The sequence below is a fragment of the Pedococcus sp. 2YAF34 genome, assembly GCF_052114585.1.
Taxonomy (GTDB): Bacteria; Actinomycetota; Actinomycetes; order Actinomycetales; family Dermatophilaceae; genus Pedococcus.
This window is the reverse complement of the sequence record NZ_JBFRFA010000008.1, coordinates 63122-81489: the sequence shown is the minus strand read 5'-3', so window position 1 is coordinate 81489 and position 18368 is coordinate 63122. Positions and strand designations below refer to the sequence as shown.

At 71.3% G+C, this 18368-nt stretch carries 14 protein-coding genes; 6 read left to right on the top strand and 8 right to left on the bottom strand.

The window, feature by feature from the left end; genetic code table 11:
• Nucleotides 1-3: 3 nt before the first annotated feature.
• The 3 genes from AB4Z02_RS06660 to AB4Z02_RS06650 all read right to left on the bottom strand — a co-directional run bounded on the left by AB4Z02_RS06660 (nucleotide 4) and on the right by AB4Z02_RS06650 (nucleotide 5088).
• Nucleotides 4-2220, bottom strand: coding sequence for an NADP-dependent isocitrate dehydrogenase (locus AB4Z02_RS06660; RefSeq protein WP_441970096.1), 2217 nt, complete (start codon nucleotides 2218-2220; stop codon nucleotides 4-6).
• Between the two features lie 90 nt (nucleotides 2221-2310).
• The gene (gene aqpZ / locus AB4Z02_RS06655; protein WP_056882458.1) at nucleotides 2311-3102 is read right to left on the bottom strand and encodes an aquaporin Z; all 792 of its coding nucleotides are present in this window, start codon (nucleotides 3100-3102) and stop codon (nucleotides 2311-2313) included.
• Nucleotides 3103-3546: 444 nt separating this feature from the next.
• Nucleotides 3547-5088 carry a S10 family peptidase gene (locus AB4Z02_RS06650; protein ID WP_441970095.1) on the bottom strand — a complete coding sequence of 514 codons (1542 nt, stop codon included), beginning with the start codon at nucleotides 5086-5088 and terminating at the stop codon, nucleotides 3547-3549.
• A gap of 78 nt (nucleotides 5089-5166) precedes the next feature.
• On the opposite strand from AB4Z02_RS06650, the gene AB4Z02_RS06645 reads away from it, so the two are divergent.
• A complete protein-coding gene (locus AB4Z02_RS06645) occupies nucleotides 5167-5970 on the top strand; it encodes an exodeoxyribonuclease III (RefSeq protein ID WP_441970094.1) in 804 nt (267 codons plus the stop codon).
• Here AB4Z02_RS06645 and AB4Z02_RS06640 read toward each other — a convergent pair.
• From AB4Z02_RS06640 to AB4Z02_RS06620, 5 genes are all read right to left on the bottom strand, one after another.
• Complete coding sequence (locus AB4Z02_RS06640) at nucleotides 5955-6371, bottom strand: YunG family protein (protein WP_441970093.1); 417 nt, start codon at nucleotides 6369-6371, stop codon at nucleotides 5955-5957. The two genes, AB4Z02_RS06645 and AB4Z02_RS06640, sit on opposite strands and share 16 nt — an antisense overlap.
• Nucleotides 6372-6483: 112 nt before the next feature.
• On the bottom strand, nucleotides 6484-7647 hold the full coding sequence (gene galK, locus AB4Z02_RS06635; protein WP_441970092.1) for a galactokinase: 1164 nt from the start codon (nucleotides 7645-7647) through the stop codon (nucleotides 6484-6486).
• The gene (gene galT / locus AB4Z02_RS06630; RefSeq protein ID WP_441970091.1) at nucleotides 7644-8759 is read right to left on the bottom strand and encodes a galactose-1-phosphate uridylyltransferase; all 1116 of its coding nucleotides are present in this window, start codon (nucleotides 8757-8759) and stop codon (nucleotides 7644-7646) included. The genes galK and galT overlap by 4 nt, the downstream gene beginning before the upstream one ends.
• Nucleotides 8756-9568, bottom strand: coding sequence for a DeoR/GlpR family DNA-binding transcription regulator (locus AB4Z02_RS06625; RefSeq protein ID WP_441970090.1), 813 nt, complete (start codon nucleotides 9566-9568; stop codon nucleotides 8756-8758). Before AB4Z02_RS06625 ends, galT begins: the two co-directional genes overlap by 4 nt.
• Nucleotides 9568-11553, bottom strand: a complete 1986-nt coding sequence (locus AB4Z02_RS06620) for a beta-galactosidase (protein ID WP_441970089.1) — start codon at nucleotides 11551-11553, stop codon at nucleotides 9568-9570. Before AB4Z02_RS06620 ends, AB4Z02_RS06625 begins: the two co-directional genes overlap by 1 nt.
• Before the next feature lie 363 nt (nucleotides 11554-11916).
• Between AB4Z02_RS06620 and AB4Z02_RS06615 the strand changes: the two genes are divergently transcribed.
• From AB4Z02_RS06615 to trpS, 5 genes are all read left to right on the top strand, one after another.
• Entirely contained in the window at nucleotides 11917-13263 is a 1347-nt protein-coding gene (locus tag AB4Z02_RS06615; protein ID WP_441970088.1) for an ABC transporter substrate-binding protein, read from the top strand.
• Nucleotides 13264-13333: 70 nt separating this feature from the next.
• On the top strand, nucleotides 13334-14227 hold the full coding sequence (locus tag AB4Z02_RS06610) for a carbohydrate ABC transporter permease (protein WP_235531321.1): 894 nt from the start codon (nucleotides 13334-13336) through the stop codon (nucleotides 14225-14227).
• Nucleotides 14224-15147 (top strand): carbohydrate ABC transporter permease, encoded by a 924-nt coding sequence (locus tag AB4Z02_RS06605; protein WP_441970087.1) that lies wholly within the window; start codon nucleotides 14224-14226, stop codon nucleotides 15145-15147. The genes AB4Z02_RS06610 and AB4Z02_RS06605 overlap by 4 nt, the downstream gene beginning before the upstream one ends.
• Nucleotides 15144-17306: an alpha-galactosidase gene (locus tag AB4Z02_RS06600; RefSeq protein WP_441970086.1), complete on the top strand. Its 2163-nt coding sequence runs from the start codon at nucleotides 15144-15146 to the stop codon at nucleotides 17304-17306. Before AB4Z02_RS06605 ends, AB4Z02_RS06600 begins: the two co-directional genes overlap by 4 nt.
• Before the next feature lie 21 nt (nucleotides 17307-17327).
• Nucleotides 17328-18359 (top strand): tryptophan--tRNA ligase, encoded by a 1032-nt coding sequence (gene trpS / locus AB4Z02_RS06595; protein ID WP_441970085.1) that lies wholly within the window; start codon nucleotides 17328-17330, stop codon nucleotides 18357-18359.
• The last annotated feature ends 9 nt before the right edge of the window (nucleotides 18360-18368 follow it).

Sequence of the window (18368 nt, the reverse complement as noted above, 5' to 3'; positions counted from 1 at the left end):
GGCTCAGCGCAGGGCGGCCAGCGCCTCGTTGAAGGTCTGCGACGGACGCATCACGGCCGAGGCCTTGGCCTCGTCGGGACGGTAGTAGCCGCCGATGTCGGCCGGGTGCCCCTGCACGCCGAGCAGCTCGCCGTTGATGGTGTCCTCCTGCTCGGTCAGCGTCTGCGACACCTGCGCGAACGCCTCGGCGAGGGCCGCGTCCTGCGTCTGCTGCGCCAGCTCCTGCGCCCAGAACAGCGCAAGGTAGAAGTGGCTGCCGCGGTTGTCGATCTGGCCGACCTTGCGGGCCGGGCCCTTGTTCTCGTTGAGCAGCCGCTCGGTCGCCTTGTCGAGGGTCTCACCGAGCAGTGCCGCACGGGCGTTGTCGGTCGTGGTGGCCATGTGGCGCAGGCTCTCGGCCAGGGCGAGGAACTCGCCGAGGCTGTCCCAGCGCAGGTAGTTCTCCTGCACCAGCTGCTGCACGTGCTTGGGCGCCGAACCACCGGCCCCCGTCTCGAAGAGCCCGCCGCCGTTCATCAGCGGCACGACCGACAGCATCTTGGCGCTGGTGCCGAGCTCGAGGATCGGGAAGAGGTCGGTGTTGTAGTCACGCAGCACGTTGCCGGTCACCGAGATGGTGTCCTCGCCCTTGCGGATGCGCTCGACCGACAGCTTGGCCGCCTCGACCGGGGACAGGACCTGCAGGTCGAGGCCCTCGGTGTCGTGCTCGGGCAGGTAGGCCTCGACCTTGGCGATGAGGTTGCGGTCGTGGGCGCGCTCGCTGTCGAGCCAGAACACCGCGGGCGTCTTCGACGCACGGGCGCGGGTGACGGCCAGCTTGACCCAGTCGCGGATCGGGGCGTCCTTGGTCTGGCAGGCGCGCCAGATGTCGCCCGGCGCGACCTCGTGCTCCATCAGCACGTCACCGGCAGCGTTGACGACCTGGACGCGCCCCGCCTCGGCGATCTCGAACGTCTTGTCGTGGCTGCCGTACTCCTCGGCCTTCTGCGCCATGAGGCCGACGTTCGGCACCGAGCCCATGGTGGTGGGGTCGTAGGCGCCGTGCTCGCGGCAGTCGTCGATGACGGCCTGGTAGACGCCGGCGTAGGAGCTGTCCGGGATGACGGCCAGGGTGTCGGCCTCCTCGCCGTCCGGGCCCCACATGTGGCCGGAGGTGCGGATCATGGCCGGCATCGAGGCGTCGACGATGACGTCGCTCGGGACGTGCAGGTTGGTGATCCCCTTGTCGGAGTTGACCATCGCGAGCTCGGGGCCGTCGGCGAGGCCCTGCTCGATGGCGGCGCGGACCTCGTCGCGGGTGCCCTCGGGGAGGGCGTCGAGCCCGTCGAGGATGGAGCCGAGGCCGTTGTTGGCGGACAGGCCCGCGGCGGCGAGCTCGGCGCCGTACCGGGAGAACACGTCGGGGAGGAACGCGCGCACGACGTGGCCGAAGATGATCGGGTCGGAGACCTTCATCATCGTGGCCTTGAGGTGCACCGAGAAGAGCACGCCGTCGGCCTTGGCGCGGGCGACCTGCTCGGTGAGGAACGCGTCGAGGGCGGCGGCACGCATGACCGTGGCGTCGACGACCTCGCCCTCGAGCACCTTCAGGCCGTCCTTGAGGACGGTGGTGCCGGCGTCGGTGACGAGCTGGATCGTCAGGGTGTCGGCGGCGGGGAGGACCACGGACTGCTCGTTGGAGCGGAAGTCGTCCTTGCCCATGGTGGCGACCTGCGTCCTGGAGTCGCGGCTCCAGGCGCCCATGGAGTGCGGGTGCTTGCGCGCGTAGTTCTTGACGGCGGCAGGGGCCCGACGGTCCGAGTTCCCTTCGCGCAGCACGGGGTTCACGGCGCTGCCCTTGACGCTGTCGTACCGTGCGCGGGCGTCCTTCTCCTCGTCGGTGCGGGGCTCGTCGGGGTAGGCCGGGAGGGCGTAGCCCTGCGCCTGCAGCTCGGCGATGGCGGCCTTGAGCTGCGGCACGGACGCCGAGATGTTGGGGAGCTTGATGATGTTGGCCTCGGGCGTGGTCGCCAGCTGCCCGAGCTCACCGAGGGCGTCGCCGACGCGCTGGTCCTCGGGGAGCAGGTCGTCGAACGCGGCGATGATGCGGCCACCGAGCGAGATGTCACGCGTCTCCACCTCCACCCCGGCGGTGGACGCGAAGGCCTCGATCACCGGCAGGAAGGAGTAGGTCGCCAGCATGGGCGCCTCGTCGGTGAGGGTGTAGATGATCTTGGCCATGTCGGCGGCTCGCTCCCTGGGCTCGTGGGCGCCCGCACCGTGCGGGCGAGGCCTGCTCAGGCTATCGAACGGCCTCCGCGCCGCGACGGGTCAGGTCGCGGGCGTGAGGTCCTCGGGGTCGACCATGCCGACGATGTCCTCGTCGCGGCGGTCGACGCCGGTGACCAGGTGGTACGTCGCGCCGGCGATCGCGGCGCCGACCAGCGGCGCCACCCAGAACGCCCACAGCTGGCCGGGGGCGCCGTTGCCGTTGAAGAACGCCACGGCGGTCGAGCGGGCGGGGTTGACGGAGGTGTTGCTGATGGGGATGGAGACGAGGTGGATCAGCGTCAGGCCGAGGCCGATGGCGATGGGTGCGAAGCCCACCGGGGCACGGTCGTCCGTGGCGCCCAGGATGATGTAGAGGAAGAAGGCCGTCAGGATCGCCTCGGCGACCAGCACCGCGACGAGGGTGTAGCCGCCCGGGGAGTGGTCGCCGTACCCGTTGGCGGCGAGGTTGCCGGTGACGTCGAACCCGCGCACCCCGCGCGCGATCCCCCACAGGGCGAGCCCGGCCAGCAGGCCGCCGAGCACCTGGGACACGACGTAGGCGGGGACGTCACGCCACGGGAAGCGCTTGGCCACCGCGACGCCGAGCGTCACCGCCGGGTTGAAGTGCGCCCCCGAGACGTGGCCCACGGCGTACGCCATCGTCATCACGGTCAGGCCGAACGCCAGGGCCACGCCGAGGAAGCCGATCCCGAGCTGGACGCTCTGGCCGGCGACGACGTTGGGGGCCAGGAACTTGGCGGCGAAGACCGCGCTGCCGCAGCCGCCGAACACCAGCCAGAAGGTGCCGAGCGCCTCGGCGCCCAGGCGCGAGGACAGAGGGGGAGTGCGCATCACGGTCTCCTGACGGTGGAGGGACCCCCGTCGGCCCCCGCTTGGGTCCATGGTGGTGGGGACGGCAGGCGCCCACAAGAGCGGCGCGCTGTGGCGCCTGCAGGGGGCGCGCCTCGTCCGAACGGTCGAGGCCGGGGTCGGCCGTTGGTCCGGACCAGTCGGGCGAAAACAGCACGAACGTGACGAGGGGCTCCGGGCGTCTTTACCGAGTGCTGGTGAAGCCGACGCGCGCGCTTTACCTTTCTGTCATGGCTCCCGGGCTTTCTTGGGGGAGAGCTCGGGAGCCATGGACTTTGGGATCTGGCTCCGCACATGGGGGTGTGCGTGGGTCCGGGCCGGGCGGCGCCCGACGTGGTGCCGCCCGGCCCGGTCTCGCAGGGCACGAGGGGCGGTGGCGTCGCAGCGGCGACGGCACCGCCCCTCGTGGCGTCTGCGGTGGTCCGCTCAGCGCCCGCTGGCGCGGGTGACGAAGTCGGCGAGGTCGCGGCTCTGCTGCAGGCGCGACGGCTCGTGGACGTACATCATGTGCCCCGCCTCGTAGTAGGCGTGCTCGATGTTGTCCTGCAGGGCTGCCGGCACCTGCAGGTGCGCGACGACGTCCTGCGCCCCGTAGTACGGGGTGGCGCCGTCGTGGTACCCGTAGGCGATGTGCACCTTGAGGTGGGGGTTGCCACGCATCGCCCGGGCGAGCTTGTCCGAGACGTCGACCGGCTTGCCCTCGAACTCCTTGTAGGACCAGTCCGTGGCCGCCTGCCGGGAGAAGACGGCGTACGGCAGCTCGTTGCGGTAGCCGAGCTCGTCGCGCACGTAGTGGTTCCATGCCGCGGAGTAGGGCCCGAGGATCGCGTCCATGGACGGGTCGGCGTCCCAGGTCTCGGCGTTGCCCGACGCCAGGGGGCCGGTGAAGCGGCTGTCGAGGCGACCGGTGGCCAGGCCCTGGGCGCGCAGCAGCTCGGTGAAGAACCGCACGTGCTCGATCCGCAGGTCGGCGCGGTCCACGTAGGTCGGGGACAAGCCGGTCAGCGCAGCGAGCTTCGCGACGTGCTCCGCGCGCTCGGCCGCGGTCAGCCGCGACCCGCGGGACAGGGCCCACGGGTAGTCGCGCGCTGCATACTCCTCGGCCTCGGCGAGCACGGTGCGCAGCGACCTCCGGCCGTGCTTGCCGTGGTGGTGCGCGGTGGCGGCGTACGTCGGCAGGTAGTCGACGTGCGCGCGGTCGTTCCTGAACTCGAACTCCACCGTGGCCAGGTCGAGCACCGAGCTGATGAGCATGAGCCCGTTGAGGTAGAGGCCGTGGCGCGCCTGCAGGTGCTCGGCGAGCGCGGCAGCACGGATGGTGCCGTAGGACTCGCCGGCGATGAACTTCGGTGACAGCCAACGGTTGTGGCGCGTGGTCCACAGCCGGATGAGCTCGCCGACGCTCTCGATGTCGGCCGTGAAGTCGTGGTAGTCCTTGGCCTTGCCGCCCTCGACGGCTCGGGAGTAGCCGGTCGAGACCGGGTCGATGAAGACGAGGTCCGACACGGCGAGCAGGGAGTCGGGGTTGTCGAGCAGGCCGTACGGCGGCGGGGTCGGGGACCCGGCGTCGCCGGAGTCGACCCGACGGGGACCGAGCAGCCCGAGGTGCAGCCACACCGAGCTCGAGCCGGGACCGCCGTTGAACGCGAACGTGACCGGTCGCTGCGTGGTCCCCGGGGTGTCGACGACGTAGGACGTGATGCTCAGCTCCGCCTTGGCGTGGTGGCCCTTGAACACGGAGTCCTCGAAGACCTCCTCGCGCAGGACCACCCGACCGGTCGTGGCGGTGTAGCGCAGGCGACGTCGTCCCACCGCGAGCGTGTGGTGGGTCTCGACGAGGTCGTCCTCCGGCGGGGCGGGGGTCGTCGTGTCGGTGGTCGTCGTCACCGTGGCACCGGGCTCGGCGGCCGTGCCGGGGCCGGTACCGGGCGTGGTGGCGGACGGCTGGGCGGAGGAGTCCTCGGGCATGCGCGTCACCCTAGTGCGCGGGAGCGGCCACAGGGGGCCGGTCACGAGGTACCGGGTGGCCCGCGCCAGAATGGTCGGATGCGCCTGATCGCCGCCAACGTCAACGGCATTCGCGCCGCGGCCCGCAGGGGAGGCGTCGCCTGGCTGGCAGCGCAGGGCGCCGACGTGCTGTGCCTGCAGGAGGTGCGGGCCGACGACGACCAGCTCGGTGCCGCGCTCGACGCGGACGGGTTCGCCGGGTGGCACGTGGCGCACACCGAGGCAGCGTCGAAGGGCCGCGCGGGCGTCGCGGTGGTCTCCCGTGACCCGCACCTGCGCGTCGGGACGTCGGTCGGGCCGCAGGAGTTCGACGGCCTGGGCCGCTGGCTGGAGGTCGACCTCGCCACCCCGGCCGGCCCGGTCACGGTGGTCTCGACCTACGTGCACACCGGCGAGGCAGGCACCCCACGGCAGGAGGAGAAGCTGCGCTTCCTCGATGCCGTCGACGCTCGGCTGCGGCGGTGGGCCGCGGATGGGGCCCTCGCCGTGGTCACCGGTGACCTCAACGTCGCCCACGCGGAGCACGACCTCAAGAACTGGAAGGGCAACCTCAAGAAGTCAGGGTTCCTGCCCGACGAGCGGGCCTACCTCGACCGGTGGTTCGCCGACGGCGAGTGGGCCGACGTGCACCGGACCCTGCACGGACCCGGTCCCGGTCCGTACACGTGGTGGTCGTGGCGGGGGAAGGCCTTCGACAACGACGCGGGCTGGCGGATCGACTACCAGCTCGCCAGCCGGCCCCTCGCGGACCGGGCGGTGCGCGCCTCGGTCGGCCGCGCGGCGGCATACGACCAGCGCTGGTCCGACCACGCGGCCGTGACGGTCGACTACGACCTCGCCTGACCCGGCCCGTCCTCGAGGGGGGGCGCGGCGAGTGATGCCAGCACGCGCTCGCGCAGGAGCTCGTACTGCTCGCGGTGGCGGCGAGGGCCCTCGGGCGGCCGGACGACCACCGTGCCGCCGACGACCTCCTCCTCGGGGAGGAACTGGTCGCCGGTGAGGTCGAGCTTCGACCCGTCCGGCAGCACGTTCCAGTAGTGGTGGCCCACCTTGACACCGTCCACGTGGACCTCGGCGAGGACCAGGTCGCCGCCCAGCACGTCCTGCACGACCAGCGCCGTCATGCCGCACTGGTCGCGGGACGGGTTGTCCGGGCTCCACTCGTCCCGGCTGTCGGGGTAGCAGGTGTCAGGGCCCCACGCCGACCGGAAGTGGGGGAGCAGGCCCTCGGCTGTCGTCGTCATGCCCGCACCCTGCCACCGACCCCCGACAGCGGTTCGGTCCACCGAGACCCCCGCTGGGGGCGGGTCGCGTCCGAGCCAGGGGCATCCGGACGCGACCCGCGGTCAGGATGGTTCAGAGGTCGCGACCGGCCGGGTCGGAGGCAGACACCACGAAGCACTCGGGGGCGGTGAACCCCCGGTCGGCGAAGGCCTTCTCGACGGCGGCCCGGGCCGCGTCGGCGTCCTCGCGGCGGACCAGGGCGATGGCGGAACCGCCGAATCCGCCGCCGGTCATCCGGGCTCCCAGGGCGCCGGCACCGGTCGCCGCCGTGACGGCGGTGTCGAGCTCGGGGACGGAGATCTCGAAGTCGTCGCGCATGGAGGCGTGCGACTCGAGGAAGAGCTCACCGAGCCGCTCGAAGTCGTCGGCCCGCAACGCCTCTCGGGCAGCCTCGACGCGCGCGATCTCGGTGACGACGTGACGGGCGCGACGCCGGAGCAGGTCGCCGGACAGCGAGGACAGCGCCTCGTCCAGGCCCTCGAGCGGGACCTCGCGCAGCGTCGAGACCCCCAGCTCGCGGGCCGCCCGCTCGCAGGAGTCGCGTCGCTCGGCGTACTGCCCGTCGACCAGCGCGTGCTCGGCGCGGGTGTCGACGACGAGCAGGGCCAGGCCGTGGGCGTCGAGGTCGAAGGGCACCTGCTCGGTGGAGTGGTCGCGGCAGTCGAGCAGCAGCGCGTGGCCGGCGGACGCGAGGAGCGCGGCCGACTGGTCCATGCCCCCGGTGGGCGCCTGGGCGACGGTGTTCTCGGCCTCCACGCACGCAGCGGCCAGGTCGGCGCGGCCCCGCGTCGAGTCGAGGAGCCCGAGCCCACCGGTGTCGCTGACCGCCGCGGCGACCGCGCACTCCAGCGCCGCCGAGCTCGACAGACCGGCGCCCAGGGGCACCCCGCCGTCCACGGCGACGTCGAACCCGCCCACCTCGTGGCCGGCACGGGCGAGGGCCCACGGCACCCCGGCCACGTACGCGGCCCAACCCTGGGGTGCGCCGGGTCCGACCTCGTCGAGCGAGGTCTCGACCAGCCCGTCCCCCTGCGCCGACACCATGCGAAGCCGGCCGTCGTCGCGGCGGCGCAGGGCGGCATACGTGCGGTGGGGCAGGGCGATGGGCAGGCAGAGGCCGCCGTTGTAGTCGGTGTGCTCGCCGATGAGGTTGACCCGCCCCGGCGCCGACCACACACCCTCCGGCTCCTCGCCGAAGGTCTCGCGGAACAGCTCGGCCGCGCGCTGGGCCGTCACGGGGCGACCTCGCGCAGCCGGGCGGCGATGCGCTCCGGCGGGATGTCGTTGACCCAGCCACCGACGCCGGACTCCGAGCCCGCCAGGTACTTGAGCTTCTTGGGGGAGCGCAGCACCGACATCACCTGCAGGTGCAGGCGCGAGACGTCGCGGCCCTGCTTGGCCGGTGCCTGGTGCCAGCCGGCGATGTAGGGCAGCCGGATCGGCGACCCGTCCTTGGCGACGTAGTAGCGGTCGAGGCGCCCGAGCAGGTCGAGGTAGACCCGGGCGAGGTCGTCGCGCTCGTCGTCGGTGAGGGCGACGAGGTCCGGCACATCGCGTCGGGGGGCGAGGTGCACCTCCACCGGCCAGCGGGCTGCATACGGGACGTAGGCGGTCCAGTGCTCGGTGTCGATGACCACCCGCTCCTTGGCGTGCAGCTCCGCCGCGAGGATGTCGGCCCCGAGGAGCCGTCCGGTGCGGGCGTGGTGCTCGGTGGCCTGCGCCAGGATCGTGCCGCTGCGCTCGGGCAGGTAGGGGTAGGCGTAGATCTGGCCGTGCGGGTGGTGCAGGGTGACGCCGATCTCCTGTCCTCGGTTCTCGAAGCAGAAGACCTGCTGCACCTCGTCGACCGCCCCGAGCTCGGCGGTCCGGTCGGCCCAGGCGTCGATGACAGTGCGAGCCCGCTCGGGGGTGAGGTCGGCGAACGTCGACTCGTGGTCGCTGGTGAAGCAGACGACCTCGCACCGGCCCAGCGCGGGGCGGCTCTGGATGAGGTCGCCGTCGCGCACCTCGCCGGCCGAGTGCGCGGAGACCGGGGCGTAGGAGGGGAAGCGGTTCTCGAAGACCACGACGTCGTACGTCGACTCAGGCACCTCCGAGGGCACGCTTCCCGTGCCGGTGGGGCACAGGGGGCACTCGTCCTTGGGCGGCAGGAAGGTCCGGTTGCTGCGGTGACCGGCGACGGCCACCCAGTCGCCGACCAGGGCGTCGTAGCGGATCTCGCCGGAGGCGGCGCGCTCGCCGAGGGGGCGGGTGTCCTCGGCGGTCCGTCCGGGCGCACCCGGGGTGTCGTCGAAGTAGATGATCTCGCGGCCGTCGGCGAGCCGCCGGCTGGTGCGTCGCAGCGTCATGCCTGGCTCCTGGTGGTCCTGGCCGCTCGGGCGGTCGTGGGGGCGGCGAGGACGATCTCGACCCCGGCGTCGGTGAGCGCCTGCTGGGCCCGCGGGCCGAGGCCCGGGTCGGTGACCAGCAGGTCGACCGAACCCAGCGGGATGATGGTGCTGAGCCCCACCGTGCCCCACTTGCTGTGGTCGGCGAGGACGCACACCTGGCGGGCCGTCTGGACGAGGGCCTGGTTGGTCTCCGCCTCGACGAGGTTGGGGGTGGTGAGGCCGGCGCGGGCGTCCATGCCGTGGACGCCGAGGAACAGCCGGTCGACGTGCAGCATGCGGAGGGCGGCCACGGCGACCGGCCCCACGAGGGCGTCGGACGGGGTGCGGACACCGCCGGTGAGGACGACGGTCTGCCCCGGCGCGCCGGACTCGTGGAGCAGCTGCGCGACGGGCACCGAGTTGGTGACCACCGTGAGGTCCGGCACCGTGCGCACGGCCCGGGCGAACTCGTAGGTGGTCGTGCCAGCGGAGATGCCGATGGCGGCCCCGGGCTCGACGAGCTGTGCGGCTGCCATGGCGATGGCGTTCTTCTGGGCCTGCATGAGGGCGGACTTCGCCGTGAAGCCGGGCTCCTCGCTCGAGCGGCCGCCGACGGCGAGCGCCCCGCCGTGGACGCGCTCGACGAGCCCCTCGGTGGCGAGCTGCTCGATGTCGCGACGGACGGTCATGTCGGAGACGCCGAGCTGCTCCACGAGCTCGGACACGCGCACAGCACCGCTGTCCTCGACGAGGCCGAGGATGGTCGCGCGACGCTGGCTGGCGAGCACTAGGCCTCCCTGACCACCGCGACGGCGCCGGGCGCGAGACCGGTGGTCGAGGTGAACTCGCGGTCGGCCACGAGGTCGTGGCCCTTGACCGGGACGTGCTGCTCGGTGCCGGTGTCGTTGACGAGGAAGACCCAGGAGCCGCTCTCGCTGCGGCGGCGCACTGCCTCCACGCCTGCGGGGACCTCGACCACCGGCGTGACGCTACCGGCCGCCGTGACCTGCTCGAGCAGCGCCCCGAGCGAGGCGTCGTCGAGCAGCGTGCTCAGGTACCACGCGGCTCCGGTGCCGGTGCCGCGGCGCGTGAGCGCGGGGCGGCCGGCGAGGGGCCCGGAGGTGTAGCGCTGCAGCACCTCGGCGTCGACGGCGGTCACGTCCTCGGACCAGAGCCTGCCCGTGCCCGCGTCGAGGGCGACCTCCTCGCCGACGAGGAGGGGGAAGAACTCCTCGACGCGGACGCCGAGCAGGTCGCGGAAGGCCCCGGGGTAGCCGCCGAGGCGCACGTGGTCGTCCTCGTCGCTGATCCCGGAGAAGAAGGTCACCAGCACCTGGGCGCCCGCCTCGGCCGCGGCACCGACCGCGGCGGCGTGCTCGTCGCTGACGAGGTAGAGGGTGGGCACGACGACGACCTTGTAGGCCGTGAGGTCGGCGCTGGGGTGGACCACGTCGGCCGTGATGCCCCGCTCACGCAGCAGCCGGTGGACGGCGTGCGGGGTCGTGGCGTAGCCGAGGGCGCTCGACGGCATCGCCGGACCGGAGGCGGCCCACTGCGCCTGGTAGTCCCAGAGGATCGCGACCTCGGCCTCCACGCGGGAGCCGAGGGCCTCACCGAGCCGCTGGGCGACCCGGCCGAGCTCGACGACCTCGCGGAACCGCGCGCTGTCCCGACCCGCGTGGGGCACGAGGGCGGAGTGGAACTTCTCCGACCCGGAGCGCGACTGCCGCCACTGGAAGAAGCCGAGGGTGTCGGCTCCGCGGGCCACGTGGGCCAGGCTGTCGCGCAGCGTGCCGCCGGGGACCTTCGCCGGGTTGACCGGCTGCCAGTTGACCGCGCTGGTCGAGTGCTCCATGAGCATCCACGGCCGGCCGCCGGCGAGCCCGCGGGTGAGGTCACCGCTGAAGGCCAGCTCGGCCCTGGGGTCCTCGAGCGCGGCGACGACGTAGTGGTCGGTGCTGACGACGTCCTGCTCGCCCGCCCACTGGTGGTAGTCGAGGTGGTCGAAGTGGGCCAGCGTCATGAAGTTCGTCGTCACCGGGACGCCGGGCGACAGCTCGTTCAGCACCGCCTTCTCGCTGCGGTAGAAGTCGAGCAGGGTGTCCGACTGGAACCGCTTGTAGTCGAGCACGTGCGTGGGGTTGGCGAAGGTCGTCGTCAGCCGCGGCGGGAGGACCTGCCCCCAGTCGGTGTAGCGCTGGCTCCAGAAGGCCGTGCCCCACGCGTCGTTGAGCCGCTCGAGCGTCTCGTGCCGCCGCTGCAGCCAGACCCGGAAGCCGGCGGCGCAGGTGTCGCAGTAGCAGGGGATGTTGTGGCAGGCGTACTCGTTGGAGACGTGCCACATCGCCAGCGCCGGGTGGTCGTGGTAGCGCTGGGCGAGCTGCGTGGTCAGGGCCAGGGCGAAGTCGCGGTAGACGGGCGAGCTCGGGCACCAGGCCTGCCGGCTGCCGGGCCACAGCGTGTGCCCCTCGTGGTCGACGGGGAGGATCTCCGGGTGCGCCGCCGACAGCCACGGGGGAGGGGTGGCCGTGGCGGTGGCGAGGTCGACCGCGATGTCGTTGGCGTGCAGCATCTCCATGATGTCGTCGAGCCAGGCGAAGTCGTACTCGCCCTTCGCGGGCTCGAGCCACGACCACGAGAAGACTCCCAGGGTGACGAAGGAGACGCCTGCCTCGCGCATGAGCTCCATGTCCTCGGACCAGACCTCGCGCGGCCACTGCTCCGGGTTGTAGTCGCCGCCGAGGGCGACCTGACGGTTCGGCCATGAACGCATGCGGCACAGTCTCGTCCCGCCCACAGGGCGATGTCAACAAAAACCAACATGTGCGTCCCCGGCCGCGGAAGGCCTTGACCAGCGGCGGTCGGCGGGGCGGTGGCGCCCGAGCGACCCCTGCCCGTTCTGCACCATTGCTGCAGGCTTGTTCTCCCGTGGTTGAGCCATATTCGGCGGTATCGAGCCCATGCCGACCGTCGTCGGCGGCCTCGTCGGGCGCGGCGCCACATCGTGATGGGCAAACCCTTGACAGGCGCTGGTCGGCAGCGCCATCCTCGGAACTTGTTGATGGTTTTTGATCGAATCTGTCGGATGACGGAGTCAGCCATCGCACCGGTGCAACCGTGTCAAAGGAGACCCGAAATGACCCGCCCGACCTCTGAGGCCGAGTACCTCGCCAGCCTCGTCCCCGCCTCCGTCCGCGGTGTCAGCCGTCGGACCCTCCTGCGCGGCGCCCTGGGCGCCGGCACCCTCCTCGCCGCCCCGTCCCTGCTCGCAGCCTGTGGTGGTGGCGGCAGCACCTCGACCGGCGGCAAGGCCACCGGCACCGTCACGATCGGCTCGAACCAGTCCGACGCCGTGCCGAAGGCCGCCATCCAGGCCGTGATGGACGCCTTCCAGAAGGCGAACTCCGGCCTGACCACCAAGATCAACACGATCGACCACAACTCCTTCCAGGAGAACATCAACAACTACCTGCAGGGCTCGCCCGACGACGTGTGGATGTGGTTCTCCGGCTACCGCATGCGGTTCTTCGCCTCCAAGGGACTCGCCGGTGATGTCTCCGACGTCTGGAAGGACCTCGCGGGCATGTCCGACGCGCTGAAGAAGGCGTCGACCGGCGACGACGGCAAGCAGTACTTCGTGCCCTCGACCTACTACCCGTGGGCGATGTTCTACCGCAAGAGCGTCTTCGAGAAGTTCGGCTACACCGAGCCCAAGACGCTCGACGAGTTCAAGACCCTCGGCACCCAGATGAAGAAGGACGGCCTCGTCCCGATCGCCTTCGGCGACAAGGACGGCTGGCCCGCGATGGGCACCTTCGACCAGCTCAACCTGCGCGTCAACGGCTACCAGTTCCACGTCGACCTCATGGCCGGCAAGGAGGCCTGGAACGGCGACAAGGTCAAGAAGGTCTTCGACACCTGGGCCGGCCTGCTCGACCTGCACCAGCCCGACGCCCTCGGCCGCACCTGGCAGGAGGCCGCCCAGACGCTCCAGCAGAAGAAGGCCGGCACCTACCTGCTCGGCTCGTTCGTCGCCCAGCAGTTCAGCAAGGGTGCCGAGCAGGACGACCTGACGTTCTTCAACTTCCCCGAGATCGACTCGACCATCGGCGCCGACGCGATCGAGGCGCCCATCGACGGCTACATGATGGCCAAGCGCCCGAAGAACGAGGCGGGCGCCAAGAAGCTCCTCGGCTACGTCGGTTCGGCGGACGCCCAGAACATCGTCGTCAAGGCCGACCCGAGCGTCATCGCGACGAACGACAAGGCCGACCAGGCCTCCTACACCGCCCTCCAGAAGAAGTCGGTGGAGTTCGTCTCGCAGGCCAAGTCCATCGCCCAGTTCATGGACCGCGACACCCGGCCCGACTTCGCCTCCACGGTGATGATCCCGGCCATTCAGTCCTTCCTGAAGAACCCCAAGGACATCGACGGCCTCTGCAACAGCATCGAGAACCAGAAGAAGAGCATCTTCAGTTCCTGAGACCTGGGTCTGGGCAGGACGCCCCGGCATCCTGCCCAGACCCGTCGCCGCCCCCACCGAGGAGGTTCTCGTGGCGAGACGCAAGTACAAGGGCATCGACCACCTCAGTTCCGTCGACCGGGTCGTGGTCGCCCTGATGGTCGTGGTGCCCACCCTGCTGGTCCTCTGGCTGGTCTGGTTGCCGGCAGTCGGGTCGGTCCTGCTGTCCTTCACCAACTGGGACGGGATCGGGCCCATCTCCTCAGCCAAGGTCATCGGGCTGAAGAACTACCACGACGTGGTGACGATCTACCCACCGTTCTGGCCGGCGGTGCAGCACAACCTCATCTGGCTGGGGGTGCTGTTCCTCGTCGCGACGCCCTTCGGGCTCTTCCTCGCCGTCCTGCTCGACCGCGAGCTGCGGGGCTCGCGGGTCTACCAGACCGCCATCTACCTCCCGGTCGTGTTGTCCCTGGCCCTGGTCGGCTTCATCTGGCAGCTCATCTACAGCCGTGACCAGGGCCTGATCAACCAGGTGACCGGCGGGACGATCGACTGGTACGGCGACCAGCGCTACAACCTCTGGGCAGCGCTCCTGGCGGCCAGCTGGCGCCACGTGGGCTACATCATGCTGCTCTACCTGGCGGGCCTCAAGGGCGTCGACCCGACGCTGCGCGAAGCGGCCAAGGTGGACGGCGCCAACGAGCGCACGACGTTCTTCCGCGTCGTCTTCCCCGTCATGGCGCCCATCAACGCGATCGTGCTCGTCGTGACGGTGATCGAGTCGCTGCGCGCGTTCGACCTCGTCTGGGTCATCAACAAGGGCCGCAACGGGCTGGAGCTCATCTCGACGCTGGTCACCAGCAACATCGTCGGCGAGGCGAGCCGGATCGGGTTCGGGTCGGCCATGGCCACGATGATGCTGCTGATCTCGAGCGTCTTCGTCGCCATCTACCTCCGCTACACCTTCAAGGAGCAACGATGAGTGCCGTCGTCGAGCCCAACGCCACGACCAAGGCGCTGCTGGGCCAGGGTGGTCGGCCCAAGCCCGTGGGCGGTGGTCGAGGGCGGCTGGCGACCCAGATCTTCCTCGCCGTCGTGGCGCTGATCTGGATCTTCCCGGTGGCGTATGCCGTTCTGGGCAGCTTCCGTGACTACGACTACACGAGCAAGCACGGGTACTTCTCCCTCGGCGGGTTCACGCTCGCCAACTACAAGGACGCGTGGCAGCAGGCGAACTTCACGCACACGATGCTCAACTCGGCCATCATCACCGTCCCGGCCGTGCTGCTCACGCTGTTCCTGTCCTGCTGCGTCGCGTTCGTGGTGGCCCGGTTCTCGTGGCGCTTCAACCTGGCCCTGCTCGGTCTCTTCACGGCGGCCAACCTGCTGCCCCCGCAGGCGCTGCTCATCCCGGTCTACCGGATGTTCCGGGCCATCGAGGTGCCGTTCTGGTTCAGCGACTCCGGCACGCTGCTCAACAGCTACTGGGGCCTGATCGCGGTCAACGTCGCCTTCCAGACGGGGTTCTGCGCCTTCGTGCTCTCCAACTACATGAAGGCCCTGCCGCGCGAGCTCTACGAGTCGGCCGTGGTCGACGGTGCCGGTGTCCTGCGGCAGTTCTTCCAGCTGACCCTGCCGCTGTGCCGGCCGCCGCTCGCGGCCCTGGCGACCCTCGAGGTCACGTGGATCTACAACGAGTTCTTCTGGGCGACCGTGCTGCTGCAGTCCGGTGACAAGTTCCCGGTCACGAGCTCGATCAACAACCTCCGTGGCCAGTTCTTCACCGACAACAACCTGGTCGCGGCCGGCTCGGTCGTCATCGCCCTGCCGACCCTGGTCATCTTCTTCCTCCTGCAGAAGCAGTTCGTCGCAGGCCTGACGCTGGGAGCCACCAAGGGATGACCTCGACCGCCACCTCCACCATGACCGTGCGGTCCGCGGGCACCTGCCTGGTCGTGGAGGTCCCCGACGAGGGGCTGCCGAGGGTGCTCCACTGGGGCGCCGACCTGCCCGACGCGGCCGTCGCCGAGCTGCCGGGCCTGCTCGACGGCCCGGTGCCGCACAACGCCCTCGACGAGCCGTGGCCGCTCACCGTGCTGCCCACCGGCGGCGACGGCTGGCTCGGCACCCCGGCATTCGCCGCCCACCGCGACGGCGGCGCCGCGGCGCCCCGCTGGGTGGCCACCACGGAGCAGCCGGGCGAGCGCGAGCTCGTGACCACCGCCGAGGCCGGTGCGACGCAGCTGGTCGTGCGCCACCGCCTCGACGACCACGGCGTGCTCCGCGTGAGCCAGTCGGTCACCAACCTGGGTCCGGAGGGCGACGCCACGGCCCTCGACCTCGCGGCGCTGCGTGCGGTGCTGCCGCTGCCCACGCGCGCCACGGAGGTGCTCGACCTCACCGGGCGCTGGTGCCGCGAGCGGGCACCGCAGCGCTCCCGCCTGCGTGACGGCACCCACCTGCGGGCCTCGCGCCGGGGGCGGACGGGTCACGACGCGACGCTGCTGCTCACCGTCGGCACGGAGGGCTTCGGCTTCCGCTCGGGCGAGGTGTGGTCGGTCCACGTCGCGTGGAGCGGCAACCACGAGCACCTCGTCGAGCGGCTGCCCGAGGGGGCTGGTGCCCACTCGGCGGTCCTGGGTGGCGGTGAGCTCCTCGAGGCCGGTGAGGTGCGGCTGGCGCCGGGGGAGACCTACGCCGCTCCCGACGTCGTCTTCCTCCACTCGACCGATGGGCTCGACGGCCTCTCGCGACGGCTGCACCGCAGCCAGCGCGCGACCGCCGCGCACAGCAACGACCCGCGCCCCCTCGTGCTCAACACGTGGGAGGCCGTCTACTTCGACCACGACCTCGACCGGCTCACCGCGCTGGCCAACACCGCGGCCTCGATCGGCGTCGAGCGGTTCGTCCTCGACGACGGGTGGTTCGGCAGCCGGCGCGACGACACCAAGGGGCTCGGCGACTGGGTGGTGTCCACCGACGCCTGGCCCCGTGGCCTGCAGCCGCTCGTCGAGCACGTCAAGCGCCTGGGGATGGAGTTCGGGCTCTGGTTCGAGCCCGAGATGGTCAACGCCGACTCCGACCTCGTGCGCGCCCACCCGGACTGGGTGCTGGGCCCGCGCTCCGGCCTGCCGCGGCCATCGCGTCAGCAGCACGTCCTCGATCTCGCCAACCCCAAGGCCGCGGCTCACGTCGAGGGCCAGATCAGTGCCCTCGTGGGCGAGCTCGGCATCGACTTCGTCAAGTGGGACCACAACCGCGACCTCCACGAGGCGGTCCGGTCCGACGACCGCGGAGTCGACCGCGCCGCGGTGCACGAGCAGACCGTCGCCTTCTACGCGCTGCTCGACCGGCTGCGCGCCGCCCACCCGGACCTCGAGATCGAGTCGTGCGCCAGCGGCGGCGGCCGGGTCGACCTCGGCGTGCTCGCGCGCACGGACCGCATCTGGACCAGTGACTGCAACGACGCCCTCGAGCGGGCCTCCATCCAGCGCTGGACCTCCCTGCTCGTGCCGGTCGAGCTCATGGGCACCCACATCGGCCCGGCGACGGCCCACACGACGCACCGGACCCTCGACCTGCCCTTCCGGATGCTCGTCGCCCTGCAGGGCCACGCCGGCCTCGAGTGGGACATCGAGACCTGCACGCCGGAGGAGCTCGACGCCCTGCGGGAGTGGTCCGCCCTCTACCGCGAGCTGCGCCCGCTGCTGCACACGGGCGACCTCGTACGAGCCGACCTCGCCGAGGAGCAGGGGCTGCTCGTGACGGGCACGGTGGCCGCGGACCGCGCCGAGGCGGCGTACACCGTCCTCCAGGTCCACACGGGGCCGGCCGCCGTAGCCGGTCTGGTCGTGTTCCCGGGGCTTGACCCCGAGCGCACGTACACGGTGCGGGTGCGCCCGCAGGCAGGGCTTCCGGCGACGGTGCAGAAGCGGGGCCCGCGGTGGTGGGACGAGGCTCTCGCCGACGGCGTCCGCGTGAGCGGGGCGCTGCTCGGGCGGGTCGGCCTGCCCATGCCGGTGCTCGCCCCCGCCCAGGGGCTGCTGCTCCACCTCACCTGACGCTGCAGCCCACCTGACACAATGACGGGCATGCCTGAAACGCCCGCCCCCGCGGTGCTGCCCCGGATCCTGTCCGGCATGCAGCCCACCAGCGACTCCCTGCACCTCGGCAACTACCTCGGGGCGCTGGTCAACTGGGTGGCGCTGCAGGACACCTTCGACGCCTACTACTTCGTCGCCGACCTGCACGCGCTGACCGTGCCGACCAACCCTGCGATGCTGCGCCACCGCACGCGGGTCACCGCTGCCCAGTTCATCGCCGGCGGGGTCGACCCGAAGCGGTCGGCGGTGTTCTGCCAGAGCCACGTCACCGAGCACGCCGAGCTCGGCTGGGTCATGAACTGCCTCACCGCCGACGGTGAGGCCCGGCGCATGACGCAGTTCAAGGACAAGGTGGCCAAGGGCCAGAACGCCAACGTCGGGCTGCTCACCTACCCCATGCTCATGGCGGCCGACATCCTCATGTACGACGCGGCCTACGTGCCCGTGGGCGAGGACCAGCGCCAGCACCTCGAGATCACCCGCGACCTCGCCGAGCGCTTCAACACCCGGTTCGGCGGCGGGCTCGTCGTGCCCGACGCCTACATCGTCAAGGGCGCCGCGAAGATCATGGACCTGCAGGACCCGACGTCGAAGATGAGCAAGACGGGTTCGTCCCCCAAGGGCCTCATCGACCTCATGGAGGACCCCGCCAAGATCGCCAAGAACATCCGCTCGGCGGTCACCGACACCGAGGCCGAGGTCCGCTACGACCCCGTCGCGAAGCCGGGCGTCTCCAACCTCCTGGTGATCCACTCGGTGCTGTCCGGGACCCCGGTCGAGCAGGTGGCGCTGTCGTTCGAGGGCAAGGGCTACGGCGACCTCAAGAAGGAGGTCGCCGAGGTGGTGGTCGAGCGGCTGACGCCGTTCCAGGCCCGCATGTCCGAACTGCTCGACGACCCGGCCGAGCTCGATCGCATCCTCGCCGACGGGGCCGACCGGGCCCGCGAGGTCGCCCGGGCCACCATGGCGCGCGTGCGTGACCGCGTCGGGCTGCTCCCCAGTCTTCGATAGGGTCGAACC